Origin of the sequence: Desertibacillus haloalkaliphilus (genome assembly GCF_019039105.1) — a bacterium.
Classification (GTDB): Bacteria; Bacillota; Bacilli; order Bacillales; family KJ1-10-99; genus Desertibacillus; species Desertibacillus haloalkaliphilus.
In genome coordinates this window covers 94,796-110,872 of the sequence record NZ_JAHPIV010000015.1, presented here as the reverse complement: position 1 = coordinate 110,872, position 16,077 = coordinate 94,796, and the positions used below count along the sequence as shown (strand labels likewise).

General features: G+C 38.0%; 15 protein-coding genes. 6 read left to right on the top strand and 9 right to left on the bottom strand.

Annotated features, from left to right (window positions below; translation table 11 throughout):
• Window positions 1-272: 272 nt before the first annotated feature.
• Window positions 273-977 (bottom strand): FadR/GntR family transcriptional regulator, encoded by a 705-nt coding sequence (locus tag KH400_RS16980; protein WP_246589767.1) that lies wholly within the window; start codon window positions 975-977, stop codon window positions 273-275.
• Between the two features lie 438 nt (window positions 978-1,415).
• Here KH400_RS16980 and KH400_RS16975 point away from each other — a divergent pair, with 438 nt between their 5' ends.
• The 6 genes from KH400_RS16975 (at window position 1,416) to KH400_RS25350 (ending at window position 6,338) form a co-directional block, all read left to right on the top strand.
• A complete protein-coding gene (locus tag KH400_RS16975) occupies window positions 1,416-1,727 on the top strand; it encodes a UxaA family hydrolase (RefSeq protein WP_246589756.1) in 312 nt (103 codons plus the stop codon).
• Window positions 1,714-2,892 carry a UxaA family hydrolase gene (locus KH400_RS16970; RefSeq protein ID WP_246589754.1) on the top strand — a complete coding sequence of 393 codons (1,179 nt, stop codon included), beginning with the start codon at window positions 1,714-1,716 and terminating at the stop codon, window positions 2,890-2,892. Before KH400_RS16975 ends, KH400_RS16970 begins: the two co-directional genes overlap by 14 nt.
• Before the next feature lie 98 nt (window positions 2,893-2,990).
• Window positions 2,991-4,034, top strand: a complete 1,044-nt coding sequence (locus tag KH400_RS16965; protein WP_217226600.1) for a C4-dicarboxylate TRAP transporter substrate-binding protein — start codon at window positions 2,991-2,993, stop codon at window positions 4,032-4,034.
• Window positions 4,035-4,237: 203 nt separating this feature from the next.
• Window positions 4,238-4,720, top strand: a complete 483-nt coding sequence (locus KH400_RS16960; protein ID WP_217226598.1) for a TRAP transporter small permease — start codon at window positions 4,238-4,240, stop codon at window positions 4,718-4,720.
• A gap of 1 nt (window position 4,721) precedes the next feature.
• A complete protein-coding gene (locus tag KH400_RS16955) occupies window positions 4,722-6,005 on the top strand; it encodes a TRAP transporter large permease (protein ID WP_217226596.1) in 1,284 nt (427 codons plus the stop codon).
• 204 nt (window positions 6,006-6,209) lie between these two features.
• Complete coding sequence (locus KH400_RS25350) at window positions 6,210-6,338, top strand: hypothetical protein (protein WP_281418739.1); 129 nt, start codon at window positions 6,210-6,212, stop codon at window positions 6,336-6,338.
• Between the two features lie 46 nt (window positions 6,339-6,384).
• On the opposite strand, the gene KH400_RS16950 is transcribed toward KH400_RS25350, so the two are convergent.
• The 8 genes from KH400_RS16950 to KH400_RS16915 all read right to left on the bottom strand — a co-directional run bounded on the left by KH400_RS16950 (window position 6,385) and on the right by KH400_RS16915 (window position 16,069).
• On the bottom strand, window positions 6,385-6,522 hold the full coding sequence (locus KH400_RS16950; protein WP_217226594.1) for a hypothetical protein: 138 nt from the start codon (window positions 6,520-6,522) through the stop codon (window positions 6,385-6,387).
• 167 nt (window positions 6,523-6,689) lie between these two features.
• The gene (locus KH400_RS16945) at window positions 6,690-7,661 is read right to left on the bottom strand and encodes an MBL fold metallo-hydrolase (protein ID WP_217226592.1); all 972 of its coding nucleotides are present in this window, start codon (window positions 7,659-7,661) and stop codon (window positions 6,690-6,692) included.
• A gap of 126 nt (window positions 7,662-7,787) precedes the next feature.
• Entirely contained in the window at window positions 7,788-10,037 is a 2,250-nt protein-coding gene (locus KH400_RS16940; RefSeq protein ID WP_217226589.1) for a helix-turn-helix domain-containing protein, read from the bottom strand.
• A 145-nt stretch (window positions 10,038-10,182) separates the two neighbouring features.
• The gene (locus KH400_RS16935; RefSeq protein WP_217226587.1) at window positions 10,183-11,553 is read right to left on the bottom strand and encodes a solute carrier family 23 protein; all 1,371 of its coding nucleotides are present in this window, start codon (window positions 11,551-11,553) and stop codon (window positions 10,183-10,185) included.
• Between the two features lie 85 nt (window positions 11,554-11,638).
• Window positions 11,639-12,775, bottom strand: coding sequence for an acyl-CoA dehydrogenase family protein (locus KH400_RS16930; RefSeq protein ID WP_217226585.1), 1,137 nt, complete (start codon window positions 12,773-12,775; stop codon window positions 11,639-11,641).
• 32 nt (window positions 12,776-12,807) lie between these two features.
• On the bottom strand, window positions 12,808-13,173 hold the full coding sequence (locus tag KH400_RS16925) for a cupin domain-containing protein (protein ID WP_217226583.1): 366 nt from the start codon (window positions 13,171-13,173) through the stop codon (window positions 12,808-12,810).
• Between the two features lie 31 nt (window positions 13,174-13,204).
• Window positions 13,205-14,785: a class I adenylate-forming enzyme family protein gene (locus tag KH400_RS16920; protein ID WP_217226581.1), complete on the bottom strand. Its 1,581-nt coding sequence runs from the start codon at window positions 14,783-14,785 to the stop codon at window positions 13,205-13,207.
• Between the two features lie 102 nt (window positions 14,786-14,887).
• Window positions 14,888-16,069, bottom strand: a complete 1,182-nt coding sequence (locus KH400_RS16915) for an acetyl-CoA C-acetyltransferase (protein WP_217226579.1) — start codon at window positions 16,067-16,069, stop codon at window positions 14,888-14,890.
• Window positions 16,070-16,077: the final 8 nt, after the last annotated feature.

Below are 16,077 nucleotides of genomic sequence, written 5' to 3'. Positions count from 1 at the left end.
GATTAAGCGTAATGCATTTGGGTTCCGCAGGTATGATCGTTTTCGGATGAGGGTTTTACTCCATCATCAATGGAAAGCAATTCAAAGTCATATAGGATAGGGAGTAGGCACATAGCCTACCCCAACATTTGACTTAGAACCTGTTTTACGGAATTATGAGATTAGAGGGGGCAGAGCTATTCAACCGATACCCAACATAAATACCATCGAAATGGTGCTTACATTTTGTATAAATGGGGTGGATGGTCACTCTTTCCTCACTGATTGCCAATTTAATTAACTTTTCCATAAAACTTTTTAGCATTTGTGAAATTAAGCTCAATAGCTTTTTTTACTGTTTCATTATCGTGGTCTTTAATCGCTTTTACCAACATCGTTCGGCAGTGAATACTGTTTTCCCAAGCCCCAGGTACATTCAGAAGCTTTAACATCGTCTCATGGCGAAGATATACAATCGTTTGCATTAACTTACTATATATTTTATTACTACTACAAAATCCCATGTGTAAATCAAATTCATCAAGGAGTTCCTGAAATGCTTGTGTATTTTTATCTTTGACAGATAACTCTTTTAACTGACCTAATATTTTCTCAAGTACTTCGATCTCTTCTTTTGACATGTTCTGAGATGCTTCGAAGTAAATCTCAGACTCGATTAGCTTTCGTGCAGCATATACTTCTTCTAAATTGTTTATTTCATTGTAATACATCCAAATAATTGTCTCAGAGGGGATTGGAGATTCATGTTTACTAACAAAGCTTCCTTCTCCGGGCTTAATTGTAATGAGACCAATCAGGGATAAAGCTCGCAAAGATTCACGTATTCTTCCTCGATTTACTCCAAACTCTTCAGCTAACAATCGTTCATTTGGCAATTTATCTCCAGGTTTTAATTGATTTGATGTTATCCAAGAAGCCACTTGTTCCATCACTTGCTCAGTGACTGTCATTCTTTTAATTGGATTTATTTTCACCATATAACCACCCCCTTTTTGATGTTTTACAAATGAATTGTGGTACCACCAAAATACCACAAAAGCATATCAAAAGAAAATATTTTATCTTAATTTTAATTTAATTATAAAAATAGATGTCCATATGCTTAACAGGTATAGTGTAGAAATTTTTATTTAAATATGAGTGATGAGTAGTATGCTAAATTAAAATAGTGTGAAAATTTGTTGAAGAAAGAAAATTCTTATGGTACTATAACTATACTGGTACTACCACACACCTTTAGGAAAGCGCTTTAATTTTAAAATTAAACAAACTTAGTTAGTAGAGCAACCGAACCTTTAAGAATCCCCTTGATAAATAATCAGTTCTATAGTGGTCCTACCATGCTATCACACTACAATAGAACTAGACTTTAAGAGTTTATAGTTACGCTAAGAAATTCGGGAGGGTGAATTAAATTGAGTGAAGAGACATATCGAACAATTGTTATGAGAACAGTTGATAGCGTGGCAGTTGCTTTGCAAGAGATCCCTGCTAATGCAGAAGTAACAGTGAATTTACCTGATGGCTCATCGAAACAAATACTCATGCAAGATACAATTTCTTTCGGTCATAAATTTGCAGTCCATGATATTAAACAGGGCGAAAATATTGTTAAGTATGGAGAAGTTATCGGAAGGTCTGTACGTGATATTAAAGAAGGCGAACATATTCATGTTCATAATCTTGAAGGAACTAGAGGACGGGGGGATAAAATTGCTACAGATTAATAAGGAAGGAAAATTTTTAGGATATCGTCGAGCAAACGGAAAAGTCGGGGTACGTAATCATGTTTTAATCTTACCAACCATTACATGTGCCACACAAACAGCACAGCGAATCACTGAACTTGTACAGGGTACAGTTAGTTTTATTCATCAACATGGATGTGCACAAGTGGGTGTGGATTATGAGCAGACGTTCAGAACGTATGCAGGAATGGGGAAAAACCCAAATGTCTATGGTGTGGTCGTTTTGGGTTTAGGGTGTGAAACTCACCAAGCAAGAAGTGTAGCTGAGGAAATTGCTAAGACTGGAAAACCTGTAAGAACAGTTTCTATTCAAGACCATGGAGGGACATTAACAGCTATAGCTGAAGGAGCCCAAGCTGCCTCTGAGCTCGTTCAAGAAGCTTCGGCCCAAATGAAAGAATGGTGTGATTTTAACGAATTAATTATTGGGACTGAATGTGGTGGGTCTGATGCATGTTCTGGATTATCTGCAAATCCTGCAGTTGGAGCAGTAAGTGATATGATCGTTGAAAAAGGTGGAACAGCGATTTTAGCTGAAACAACGGAATTAATTGGAGCAGAGCATTTACTTGCTAATCGGGCTAAAAATGATAAAGTAGCCAAGCGTGTTTATGAAGTCATAGAAGCAATGGAAAACCGTTCTATCCAAATGGGAGTAGATATTAGAACAGGTAACCCAAGTCCAGGAAATATTGAAGGCGGATTAAGCTCACTCGAAGAAAAATCTTTAGGAGCTGCAAATAAAGCTGGAAAAAGTACGCTAAATGAACTTGTTGATTACGCTGAAGAACCAACGGAAAAAGGATTGGTTTGGATGGATACGCCAGGTCATGACATTGAACAATTAACAGGGATGGTTGCAGGTGGCGCTCAAGTTGTACTATTTACAAGTGGAAGAGGAACACCTACAGGATCACCAATTGCACCAGTTATCAAAATTTCTACGAATACGCCAATGTTTGAAAGAATGAGTGAAAATATCGACCTTGATGCGGGAACAATCATTGACGGTAAAGAAAACGTACAAGATGTGGGAAAAAGAATTTTAGATGAGATTTCCTTAGTTAGCTCTGGAAAGCTTACAAAAGCAGAAATTCTTAAGCAACATGACTTTGGTATTTGGAGAATTGGTCCAACATTCTAGTTCAGTTTTTAGTAGGGATAGTTTAAGTGGCTTGTATTGTAAGCGTTTTCTAACTATCTCTACTTAACATAAAAATTAAATGGAGAGGGGTTATCGTAATGAAAAAAGTACTTAAATTGTTACCTGTAGCCGTAGTTATGATGTTAATTATGATTACTACAGCTTGTTCGTCAGACTCTAGTACAACAGATACTTCATCAACAGGAGGCGAGTCTGAGGGAGCATCAGAAGGAGAAACAATTGAAATTAATGTTGCTTATGGAAACCAACCTGATGAGCCAATTGATAAGTTTGCTCAAAAGTGGAAAGAACTCGTTGAAGAAGAAAGCAATGGACAAATTGAATTAAATCTTTATCCAAGTTCACAATTAGGTTCTGAAAAGGATGTTATTGAACAAGCTACAATGGGGAATAACGTCATCGTATTAGCTGGATATGATTTCTTAATGGATTATGTACCAGATGCAGGGATCTTAACGGCACCTTACTTAGTGGAAAGCATGGATGACTTATTATATTTAACAACCACTGATTGGTTCGAGGGATTACGAAGTGATCTTAATGGAGAAGGTCTTGATATTATTGCAAACACAGTTTACGGAGAGCGGCACCTTTTAACAAATGAAAAGGTATTATCACCTGAAGATTTAAATGGTATGAAAATCCGTGTGCCAAACAACCAAATGTCAATTGCTACATTTGAAGCAATGGGAGCAGCTGCAACACCAACTCCACTAGGAGATTTATACACTTCACTTCAGCAAGGTTTAATAGATGGGGCAGAAAATCCACTTTCAGTACTTCAAGGCGTAAAGGCGCATGAGGTTTCTCAACACCTTTCTTTTACAGGACATCAAAAGTTTATTATTTCTTGGGTTGGTGGTACATCCTTTATTGATTCATTACCAGAAGATGTTGTACAAACTCTTAGAGATACTGGGATTGAGGCTGGAGAATATGGAAAACAAGTATTAGAAGAACAAAACGAAGAAGTTTTAGCAGAATTTGAAGAGCTAGGTGTAGAATTCTATGAAGTAGACATTGATCCATTTAGAGAGAGTGTACAAGGGGTTTATGAAGAATTCCCTAATTGGACACCAGGACTTTATGAAGAAATCCAAGAGTTACTTGAACATCGTTAACACTAAATACTTTCTAAAGAAAATTGTGTTCATTACATAGAAAATGTAGATGGACAAAAAGGGAAAGATTATCACATGGAATAGTGCGCATGTACTTAAGTACGATGCGCACTATTCTCTCCATATGAATTTACCTTACTCTTCAATCTAAGAGGAAAGGAGGTAAGGTGTACTATCATTATTGTTGGTTAGGGGGAAAAATAATGATTATGAAGTGGTTTAACGCTATTGATGATGTAATTGCGACTGTCGCACTTGCAGTAATCATTTTACTAACCGGTTCTAATGTATTTTTTCGGTTTGTATTAAATAATCCGATCGCGTGGGCTGAGGAAATTGCTATAGGGTTATTTATTTGGTTAGTCTTTATAGGAATTAGCTCAGCAATGAAGCGGGATAGTCATGTAGGCGTTGATTATTTTGTGAATAAGATGCCAGAGCCTTTGCGTATCACTTGCTCAATTATTCGTGCCGCAGCCATTTATTTTGTTCTTATTTATATATTTATTTTCCTTGGCTCTGAGTTAACGGCACAGGCTACCAGCAAAGTAACACCTGTACTTGGTATCAGTTATCAATTCATTAATATTGCTGTACCATTAGGAGGCCTTTTAACAGCCATTCAATTTACCAGGGTTTTGGTTAGATCCTTTAAACAGAAGCCTGGGCAGGAAGGGGGATCTTAAGATGGCTCTCGCTCTCGTATTGTCTGTATTACTCATTTTATTTCTTCTGAATGTACCAATTGCATTTGCTTTAATAATTAGTACAGCTTCTTATTTTATATTCGTTGACACTTTTTCATTTATGGTCCTCATTCAAAGGATGATAGGGGGAATAGAATCTGTTCCTTTACTAGCGATCATCTTTTTTGTTACAGCAGGTATACTAATGAACTACACTGGGATTACAACAAGAATGTTACGATTTGCAGAAATTATTACCAGACCTCTTCCTGGGTCGATGGCTCAGGTTAATGTTGTTCTTAGTACATTAATGGGTGGTTTGTCTGGATCTAATATTGCTGATGCAGCTATGCAGTCAAAAGTATTAGTTCCAGAAATGGAGAAAAAGGGGTATTCCCGATCTTTTGCCACTGTTCTTACTGCATCAACAGCTTTAATTACACCAATTATTCCACCAGGAATTGCTTTAATTATGTATGGGTATGTTGGTAACGTTTCGATTGGGCAATTGTTTTTAGCAGGGATTTTGCCAGGGATTACTCTGTGTTTGATTTTTATGATATATGTTCATTTCTATGCGAAAAAACATAACCTTGAAACTGAAAAAAGTGAAAAGGTAACAGCAAAAGAGTTCTTTTATGCACTTAAAGATGCAGTGCTAGCGTTACTTTTACCTGTTATTATTATTGGAGGAATACGTTTTGGGATATTTAGTGCTACTGAGGCTGGGGCGATTGCTGTTGTTTACGCACTAATCCTTGGTTTAGTCATCTACCGTGAAATGAAGTTTGGTCAATTAGTTAAGGCTCTTGTTGAAACTGTACATACTGCAGCGTCAATTTTAATCATCATTGCTGCTGGATCAGCATTTGCTTGGGTATTAACTTTAGAGCAAGTGCCACAGAAAATGACGCTTTTTATCACTGAATATATTTCCTCACCATTTATGTTTTTTATTATCGTACTTGTATTTTTAATGGTTGTAGGAATGTTTATAGAAGGAAACGTATCAATTATTATTTTGACTCCTTTATTTATGCCAATGTTATTAGAATATGGTATTGACCCTGTTCAATTTGGAATTTTCTTTATCATTTGTGTTAGCCTAGGGACTATAACGCCTCCATTGGGAACCATTATGTATACGACATGCTCTATAACTGGTACAAAAGTAGAGGAGTTTATTAAACATAGTGTACCATTTTTAATGATTCTGATTATTGCGGCAATTGTAATTGCCTTTATCCCTGCCATTTCTCTTTGGGCACCTACAAACTTTATGTAATAAAATGCTTCTTACCGTTTGATCAAGTGGTGCACTAATAGAAAGTACATAGGGTATTTAGATTTCATTAGTTTTTAAGTGACTATTATTTCCCCCTTACTGATCATAGTTATTTAGAATAAAAAATGTTAGATTTGAACTATTATAACCCCTTTATTCTTAAAGGGGTTTTTTATGTAAACCAAGAGCAAGGGAAGTACGGATATGTACTTTATTATTGGAATAAGAATCAATATTGCTGAAAACAATCAGTCATTGAAGGAAGAAAAAGAGCGTTTTGATCAGCTGATGGAGCAGTTACGAGCGCGAAAACTAGCAGCGGAGAAGGGGTAAGTCTATTACTTTTATAGTGAAATGATAGATTCTTTACCTTGTTTTGTTAGGAAGTTTTCAACAAAGATTCTATTTCTTCTTCGGTAAAGGTCTTCCATTTAATATCTTTAAAAGAGTCCTTATCGATTGATTCAATCAGGTTATCTATTTCTACGTACGTAAGCGTTGTTGTTTGTTTACTCATATTGTCCATCCTCCCTTTCACTTAGAACTTTCGGTGCAGTTCACCTGTATATGGGGGTGGCGTCGTTTCATTGTGATTGTTAATTATTTCTTGGATGGGAGTAGCGTATCGGCATAAACACAAAAAATAGGAGTAACCGGATCATCGGCACTCCTATCTGAAGCATTTTAGCAATGATACTGCCAAATGCCCTCTTTGAGGACCTTTTCCACTTTATTTTTAGATTCTAAATAATCGAGTTGACCGATAATTTCAGACATGACGAGTGAAAATTGGCTTTTATATTTATCACCGTAAAACGTTTGGGCAATTTCACTCCCAGTTGAATGGCCTTGTTTGATGAGGTTGAGTATTTGTTCTGACTTTTCATCAATTCTTGTTAAACGTTTTTGTATTAATTCTTTATGGTTTTTGATATGCTCACCATGTCCTGTAAACACTGTTGACACATCTAGATTCAAACAGGTTTTCAATGACTCAATATATTCTATTAATGTTTGTTTTCGCTGTCCATTTTGGTCTGGTTCAACGATGGCATTGCTTGAGATATGTTCGATGAGATGATCTCCGGCAAATAGCCATTTTTTATCAGGGTGATAAAAGGCGATTTGATCTGGGGCGTGACCTAGCACTTCGAGCACTTGAAAGTCTAATATGTCATCTAAATGGTTTAGCGGTAAAATATCTGTGTTTACTTTCAAATGGGTATTTTTTTTACGAGCGTTATCGATATGCTGGACTTGCTTTTCTCCTTGTTGACCGCAGCCCATCTCATGATATAGTTGCTCAAAAAATTTAACTCTTATCTTCAAAAAATCATCATCTCGGTGTAAACGCGGAATGGATTGATGGTGGGCATAAACAGGGATAGGGTGGTTTTCAGTAATCCGATTGACTAGCCCCACATGATCATGATGATGATGGGTTAGAAGAATATGAGTAATATCGGTCACCTTCAGCCCATGACTGGATAAAGTCGTTACTAATTGATCCCAACAACTTTCATTATCAATACCGGCATCGATCAAACATAGGTAATTATCTTTTTGTATTAAAAAGAAGTTGATCGTTCGCAAATATGGCATTGGTGCGGAAATTGAGTAAACTTTACTATTTTCTGTTTCAATTACTTGATACATTTGTAACACGTCCTTTATCTTGAGTAAGCATAGAAGCATTCGTACCTTTGGTAAGATCGTTCTTAATATTATGCTATAAAAATTTTAGTTGTTATAAACATAATGTACAATAAAAGGTTAACTATTTCAACTTTTCTGATAATTAAAGGAGGGAGGTGATCCTCTGTCAAGTTTTTGAGGTTTATCGGACAGGCTATATAACCGATAAGCCATCATTAAATTAAAACGAACATCGGCATCATCTAGATCTACTTTTAGCACTTCACGAATTTTCTCAAGGCGATATTGCAACGTACTGCGGTGAATAAACAGAGCTTCTGATGTTTCTTTTATACTGCCATTGCGGTCTAAATAGGTTTTAAGCGTAAGGAATAAATCTGCTCCTTGACCATCTGCATAATTCAATAGGGGGGTTAAATATTCATTGACGAAGTCGTAAACCGTATCTTGATCATTGATACTATGCAAAATTGCATAGGACCCCAAATCATCGTACAAAGCAAAACCTAAAGTTGAAAAACGATGATAGACGACATTAGTTGCTTTCGATGCTTTCTTATAGCAGGGGTAATATTCGTCAATCAATTCCGTAATTCCACCAACCCCCATATAGACGTCAAAAAGATCATCCTCTTTTTTAACGATTTGTTTAATCCGTCGATAAACATTTGACCAATAGTTATTTACATCAGCCTTTTCGTTTTGAACATGAGAGATAAAAATAAATTCATTTCCTTTACGAGTAAATATCGTTCCTGGATCAAAATTGGACATGTTTGTTTTGATCTTATCCCAGATGAATGCTTTTTTTCGTTCCAATTCAACTAGGTCAATCTCAACGTCTTGATTATTCACAATCGTAAGTACGGTAATTCGATGTCGATCAAATAAATTCCAATTTATTAAATTCGCATATTGGATGATTTTATCGTAATCATCGATACTCGGAGCAAATAATTGATTAATAAAGCTCTCTTTTACTTGTTCTTTGGTTTCCAAGATTAGTTTTTCCTTCATAAATTCAATCGCATATATATTAAGTACATAGTCTAACGTTAAACGGTGAATCTGGTCAAACTTCTTTTGATTCGTAACGATGGCTAAATAACCAAGGACATCACCGCTACTAATAACTGGCCAAATGCCGAGTTCGAGTTTATCTTCTCCGATCCATAATTCATCGGTTTTTAGCGCAAGGATTTGATCCTTATGGATGGATAGACGATTGATAATTAGGGAGTGGAGGTCCTTGTCCTCTTCTTGTGGATAGTAGGAAATGGGACGTAAAAATCGATCCAATAAATAGATCGAACTCTGCAACAGAGAGCTTATCGTTTCAGTTAGTTCATTAATACTTTTTCCTTCCACCATTTTTTGAGATAGTTCTTGATGATGAATAATGATACTTTTCATTCGTGTTTTACTTTCTGATTCAAGTTTATACATACGAGCATTCTCAATTTGTGTGGAAACATGAGAGGCTAAAAAGTTTAAAAGCTCGAGATCCTCTTCAGTAAAGGTTCCATCGTCTTTTCCGCAAACATGTAGAACACCAATGGTTTTTAAGTTAACAACCAAAGGTACCGTTAACTCGCACCCTCCAGCGGTTTCTAAAGAGGGGAAATAATTCTTCATTGATTTTCTTGAATCAATTACAATGCTCTTAGGGGGTTCAATCGATCCATACGCTGGTTGATGGAAACTGAAGCGATTATTGTTCTCATCATATAAAAAGATACAGGCTCCTTTTGCTTTCGTTCCTTTACCAGCGCGTTCAACAATCTTTTCAATCATTTGTTCAATTGAAGATCCTGGAAAAATATTTTCTCTTAACCATTCGATCCCTTTTATTTTCTTTTTTTGTTTTTCTTTCTTACGAGCTAACTCCATCGCAACGGCAACATCACGACCAAATTCCTCAAATATTTTTTCAGCCTCTAGTACCAAAGGGACAAACTTACGAAAGCAAATGAGACAAAAACCAAAGCTATGGTTATTTTCTTTCAAAGGAACCGTAAACCACGTCGAGATCTCCTCATTTTCTAAGGAGCGACTAAATTGACACTCACTGTTGTCTTCCTTATCATTTGGCCACCATAAGGCATCCTGTAAGAGATTTGGAGAACAACGGTCAAGTGGAAGAGTGAGTGTATCTTTGATATTATAATCTTCACCTATCCAAACTTTTGGTGTTAAAATGTCACCTTCCTTTAAGATAACGGCAACTAAATCGCAGGTGAATTCAAGCGCAAAGGATTCTAATAAAAAGTTTAATGTTTCTTCGACCGTATCGAATTTCACTAACTGTCTAGTTACTTCTCTTAAATGATAATCGATTCTTTGTTTAAGTTTTTCTTGTTTTGTGATTGAAGTCATACGATCCCTCACTTACTTTTGCAAGTTTAAAACATAAGAAATATTTAAAACATTCATAATATTATATCATTTATTTGTTCGTGATCTCATGTTATTCACCTTCAAAAAACCTTGAAGCTTCTTCAAGGTTTTTTGAAAATGATAGTTACCCGGTTTTTTCAATGTTTTCATCAAAACTTTGATCTTCCTGTTTATCATTAGATTTTTTCTGGATTAAGAAGTAGAGGATCAGACCAACGATCAGTGCATGTGCGGCTCCATATGCAAACAAGACAATGGCCATGACTCCCGCTACACCTCGTTCAGCAGGCGTTTTTACTTGATCAATACCGATCGAAATACATAGATACCCAGTTAAAATTAATGTTAATGATAATGCGATTGGTAATACAGGTTGAAAAAGTGTCACTAGTGGCAGTGTAATCGTTGAAATAAACATGGCAATCAGTAATGAATTCGTGCCAGAATGGATTGAATCCATCGCTTTTCGTCCGTATTTATACCGCTCCATCACGGAAGCTGTACCTGCTGTAAAGATCGGTCCGGCTAACCCTGGGTGTGGTGCGAATAAAGCGTGAACAAAGTTTCTAAAAAACGTTAGCGTGTGTAAATTACTAATACTTACGGGAACCTTTTCATCGTTCCGTTTTTCTGATGCTCGATCCAACAAGGACGTTCCCACAACGATATCACCATAAGCGATAATATAAGCGATGAGAGCGGTTGGAATCGCTAGTAAAATAATGTTTAGATCAGGTAGTCCGACAACAAATGGGGTATAATTCCACAGCTCTGGAAAATTTGGAATGACAAATCCCCATTCAATCGTAGGTGTCTGGTATTCTCTTGATGCCCAACCGATGATAATCGCGACGATTATGGCAGGCATGATTCCAAAGTTAGCGATAACCTTCGCAATTCTACCTTTGTTATATAGTTGTTGAAATGAATTAGAGAACATAAGGTAGAAGCATACTAATGTTCCGATAATTAATGAAATCGGAGTTGTTGCAAGTCGACCTCCTGCTTCAATTTCTCCTAGTATCGCTGCGATACCAGCACCTATTAAGATCCCAGATTTTAACGAGTTGGGTAGTTTGGTCACAATCATTTTCCCTAAACCAGTAATTCCAAGCAAGAGGAAAATGACAGCGACTGATAGTTGTAAGCCGATCAGAGCCCTTACAGCCTCGGGACCTGGTTCAAAATTACCGAGGAAGATAATGACAAGTGGAATAGCAGCTGTAATAAACCCAGGGACAAACGGTACCCCCATCAGAGGTGGAATAAGCATTGTGAGAAGGTAAATCGTGGCAACGGCTAATGCTGCCTCGTAAGAGAACCCAACATAGTTTTCTAAAAGAGGGATGACGGTTAGGCCGATGGCAAACAAAACAATTCCTTGAATAATTTCTGGTGTCTCTAAGCGGTAATGAATAAATGGTAAGCGAATTTGAAACGGCCCCAGCGGCCAATGCGGATGCTCTTCTCCGTCTTTACGCTTGTAAAAAGCCATAAAACCACCTCCGTTATTTTAATTTTCAGAATTTATGTTTAAAAAATGTTCTTGGATCTGCTTTTTTCTCTCTATTGGATGTTTGTTATGAAAGGATTTCCTTAGCGATGACGACACGTTGAATTTGATTGGTTCCTTCATAGATTTGCATAATTTTAGCGTCTCGTAAGTATTTTTCAACTGGATATTCGCGTATGAACCCATATCCGCCAAAAATTTGCACAGCATCCGTTGCGACCTTCATTGCCGTATCAGAAGCATAGCATTTCGCGAATGAAGCATGAGTAAGAGAAGGGGTGCCTTCTTGTAAAAGGTATACAGCTTTTTGTACAAGCAATCGAGAAGCTTCAATCGTCATTGCCATATCAGCAAGCATAAATTGTAGTGATTGGAACTGAGTAATCGGTTTTCCAAATTGTTTCCGTTCTTTGGCGTAAGCTAACGCCGCTTCATAAGCCCCTTGGGCGATGCCAACTGCTTGTGATCCGACCATCGGACGCGCGCTCATCAATGCTTTCATAAAGATTTTAAAACCGTCACCTTCAGCTCCTAAACGGTTGCTAACCGGTACTCTGACTTCTTCAAAAATAACAGATGATGTATCAGAGGCACGTAGACCCATCTTTTTCTCTTTTTCACCAATCGTCACCCCAGGAGAATCGCGGTCAACGATTAACGCTGTGAATGATTTTTTTTGATCTTCATCTTTTTGAACAGCTAGCACGACAAAGAAGTCAGCGTAACTAGCATTGGTGATAAAGCATTTCTCTCCATCAAGGATATACTCATCTCCGGCTTTTTTTATCGTCGTTGATAAGGAACTCACATCGCTTCCTGCATTCGGTTCCGTCAAAGCAAAGGATGCAAATTTCCCTTCCTCAGTCAGTCGAGTTAAGTATTTGCGTTTGAGGTCATCGCTGCCACCGATAAGGATCGGATATGATGATAGTGAGTTTGCTTCAAGACTTGTAGCCACCCCTGCGCATGCCTTCGCTATTTCTTCAACGATTAAGGAGTGGGAGACCTTATCGATGCCAGGACCTCCATATTGTTCCGGAATGGCTAAGTTAGCCAAGCCATTTTCATATAACTTTTGCATAATATCTATCGGGAACGATTCTTCCTCGTCGTATGTTCTAGCAAAGGGTGCAATTTCATTTGTGGCAAAATCTCGTGCTAATGATTGAATCGCTAATTGTTCTTCTGATAAATGAAAATTCATATTACCCACCTCTATAAACGGAAGATCATGTACTAACGTGATTGATCTTCTTTTTTATTTAAAAATTTTAATGGCTTTCGGGTTGTTGCTAGAAGAATGCACCCCTTACGGGAGAATGGCGCATGAATCGTTTCTGGTGATGTAAATAGATAATCTCCTTGTTCTAAATGATATTTACCTACTTTTACTTCTCCTTCAACGACATAGACTTCTTCTTCTGCTTCGTGGTTATGAAGGGGGAATGAACTATTTGGTTCCATCTTGATAAGGACCGTACTACCACCTTCCTCAAATTGATGGAGGTTTTTCATTGAGATGCCTTCGATCCGTAAGGGTTTCCAATCTGTGTGACGAGGGATATGCTCGCTTTGTTGGTATGTTATAGATTGTTTGCTCATGTTTTGCTAGCTCCTTTTTTAGTAGTAGCTATTAACGTAATTCAGTTGTTAATTTTTCTTTCAATTGTTTTTGGAGTTCTATCTTTTTAATTTTACCGCTTGCCGTCATAGGGAACTCATCTACGACCAAGACTTTGTCAGGGACCTTGTAATCGGCAACCTTTGTTTTTATAAAGTCTAGCAAGCTCTTTTCATCGGTATCATCCTCAGCTTTTAGCTTGATACATGCACACGATATTTCTCCAAGGACGGTATCAGGTAGACCGACAATGGCTACTTCCATGACATTCGGGTGAGTGTAAAACACTTCTTCTACTTCTCGTGGATAAATGTTGTAACCGCCGCGGATAATCATTTCTTTCTTACGTCCAACAATACGGATATAACCGTGATTATCCATGGTTGCTAGATCACCAGAATAGAACCAACCATCGTTATCAAGGGCTTCTTTCGTTTTCTCAGGCATATTGTAATAGCCTTTCATAACACCAAAGCTACGACAAGCGAGTTCACCAACTTCTCCTACGTTGACCTCTTCTCGTTGTTCGTTGACGATCTTTATTTCTGCACCAGGGAGTGCTTTTCCGACTGTTTCCGAACGCACTAGGTCATTATCATTGAAGCTAGTCATCGTTAATGTAGGGGAGGTTTCACTCAATCCGTAAGCGACAATAATATTACAACCCATATCAGAGCGAATTCGTTTGACAACCTCAACAGGGCATGGAGCAGCCGCAATTAAACCCGTGCGTAATGTTGATAAATTATAATTCTTGAATTCAGGATGGTTTAACTCGAGTACAAACATAGTAGGTACGCCATGTTTGATCGTAATACCTTCATCTTCGATAATTTTTAGTGCTTCCTTCGCTTTGTATTGATCCATGAATACCATTCTTGCGCCAGAGGCGATCGTCGTTAAGATGCTTGGAACCATCCCAAACACGTGAAAAACGGGGACAGCTACTAGAAAAACATCATCTGATGTACATTTCATTTCCTCAGCCGTAATGACGGCCGTGCTGACGACATTAGCGTGGGTAAGCATAGCCCCTTTTGGTGCACCTGTTGATCCTGATGTATATAGAATCGTAAATACATCTTCCTTTGGATCGATAGCGACAGGAGAGAACGTTTTATTTTGTCCGGTGGTTAATAAATCTTCGTAAGATAAATGATCATTATCTTTGAAGCGTACCGTAAATAATTTCTCGAGTTGTTCGCACGTTTGACTAGCTTGTTTGAATTGCTCGAAATGATTTACACCACTAAATTCTTTTGTAAAGAAGGCGACTTTAGCTCCTGAATTGTTAAGGATGTATTCGACTTCTTCTGATTTATATCTTGTATTAAATGGAACCATAATAGCGCCTAAGTGAGCGATGGCCATATAAATAACGACGAATTCATTCCAGTTCGGCAAACAAACGGCGACTTTATCTCCTTTAGAGACATTTTGTTCACGAAGTGCTGCGGCTAGGGTAAGTGAATCATTCCAAACATCCTGATAAGTCATTCGCTGATATTGATCAAACACGATTTCTTTCGTAGGCCCTCTAGAGGAAGCGCTTTCAAATAGTTGGGTAATACTTTGCGGATCTTTGTTATTCATAAACGACCTCCGTATTTTACTGAATTTTACAAAAATTAAACTTATAAAAAATAGGTACGAACTAGTTCGTGAACAGGTCTGTTCAATTTATCTATGAATAGATTACAAACACTCCCAAATGGCTGCGATTCCTTGCCCGCCTCCGATGCATAATGCCGAAGCCCCGTATCGCTTGTTTCTACGGCGTAGTTCATAAATAAGAGAAAGCGAGATTCTTGCTCCACTTGCTCCAAGTGGGTGACCTAACGCAACGGCACCACCGTTAACATTTCCGATTTCAGGATTAAAGCCAAGCTCTTTTTGACAAGCGAGGTATTGAGCAGCAAATGCTTCGTTGATTTCAATTAAATCTAAATCCTCGACGGATAAATCAGCATTCGCTAACGCTTTTTGAATGGCTGGAGCTGGCCCGATTCCCATATATTGAGGATCTACGCCGACAACTGCCCAAGAGACGAGTCTAGCCACCGGTTTTAAGTTTCGTTGTTGTGCGTAATCGGACGATGTGACAATTAAGGAAGCTGCCCCATCGTTAATACCACTGGCATTTCCTGCAGTAACGACGCCATCCTTTTTAAACCGGGCAGGTAATTTCGCTAATGATTCAGCTGTTGTTTGACGTGGGTGTTCATCTTGATCAATGACGATGTCCTTTTTTCGTTTTTTGATCGTATACGGAACAATCTCTTCTGAAAATCGTCCACCTTCAATCGCATCAATTGCTCTTTGATGACTGTTAACGGCAAACTCATCAATTTCCTCTCTTGAAATGCCGTATTTTTCTGCTAGATTTTCAGCTGTTAAGGCCATTGTGCAGTCGCCATAAGGATCATATAGTGCTTCCCATAAATAGTCTTCCATCGGTGCTTTGCCTAATGGAACCCCCCAACGTGCTCCGCGAATGACATGTGGGACTTGGCTCATATTTTCAGTACCACCAGCAATAGCAACGGATGATTCACCTAATTTGATTGATTGTGCTGCATTCACAATGGCTTGTAGTCCAGACCCGCATAAGCGATTCACAGTCAGACCAGGGACGTTCTGTGGGACCCCAGCTTTTAAGCCGACGTGTCGACCTGTATAAATGGCATCCGAGCTAGATTGAATCACATTTCCAATCACGACATTGTCGACTTCCTCAGCCTCAACACCTGATTTTTTCAATGCTTCTTTGCTACTCGTTGTTGCTAGGTCTATAGCGCTCACATTACGAAATGAACCTCCGAATTCAGTAAAGGCTGTTCGTGCACCTTCGATGACCAAAATATCATTGTTTTTCATGATAATCC

Bases quoted from the DNA above. Each gene is read 5' to 3' on its own strand.
- KH400_RS16960 (WP_217226598.1), top strand. From the start codon at position 4,238: ATGATTATGAAGTGGTTTAACGCTATTGATGATGTAATTGCGACTGTC.
- KH400_RS25350 (WP_281418739.1), top strand. From the start codon at position 6,210: ATGTACTTTATTATTGGAATAAGAATCAATATTGCTGAAAACAATCAG.
- KH400_RS16980 (WP_246589767.1), bottom strand. From the start codon at position 977: ATGGTGAAAATAAATCCAATTAAAAGAATGACAGTCACTGAGCAAGTG.
- KH400_RS16945 (WP_217226592.1), bottom strand. From the start codon at position 7,661: ATGTATCAAGTAATTGAAACAGAAAATAGTAAAGTTTACTCAATTTCC.
- KH400_RS16965 (WP_217226600.1), top strand. From the start codon at position 2,991: ATGAAAAAAGTACTTAAATTGTTACCTGTAGCCGTAGTTATGATGTTA.
- KH400_RS16955 (WP_217226596.1), top strand. From the start codon at position 4,722: ATGGCTCTCGCTCTCGTATTGTCTGTATTACTCATTTTATTTCTTCTG.
- KH400_RS16940 (WP_217226589.1), bottom strand. From the start codon at position 10,037: ATGACTTCAATCACAAAACAAGAAAAACTTAAACAAAGAATCGATTAT.
- KH400_RS16930 (WP_217226585.1), bottom strand. From the start codon at position 12,775: ATGAATTTTCATTTATCAGAAGAACAATTAGCGATTCAATCATTAGCA.
- KH400_RS16935 (WP_217226587.1), bottom strand. From the start codon at position 11,553: ATGGCTTTTTACAAGCGTAAAGACGGAGAAGAGCATCCGCATTGGCCG.
- KH400_RS16925 (WP_217226583.1), bottom strand. From the start codon at position 13,173: ATGAGCAAACAATCTATAACATACCAACAAAGCGAGCATATCCCTCGT.
- KH400_RS16950 (WP_217226594.1), bottom strand. From the start codon at position 6,522: ATGAGTAAACAAACAACAACGCTTACGTACGTAGAAATAGATAACCTG.
- KH400_RS16915 (WP_217226579.1), bottom strand. From the start codon at position 16,069: ATGAAAAACAATGATATTTTGGTCATCGAAGGTGCACGAACAGCCTTT.
- KH400_RS16920 (WP_217226581.1), bottom strand. From the start codon at position 14,785: ATGAATAACAAAGATCCGCAAAGTATTACCCAACTATTTGAAAGCGCT.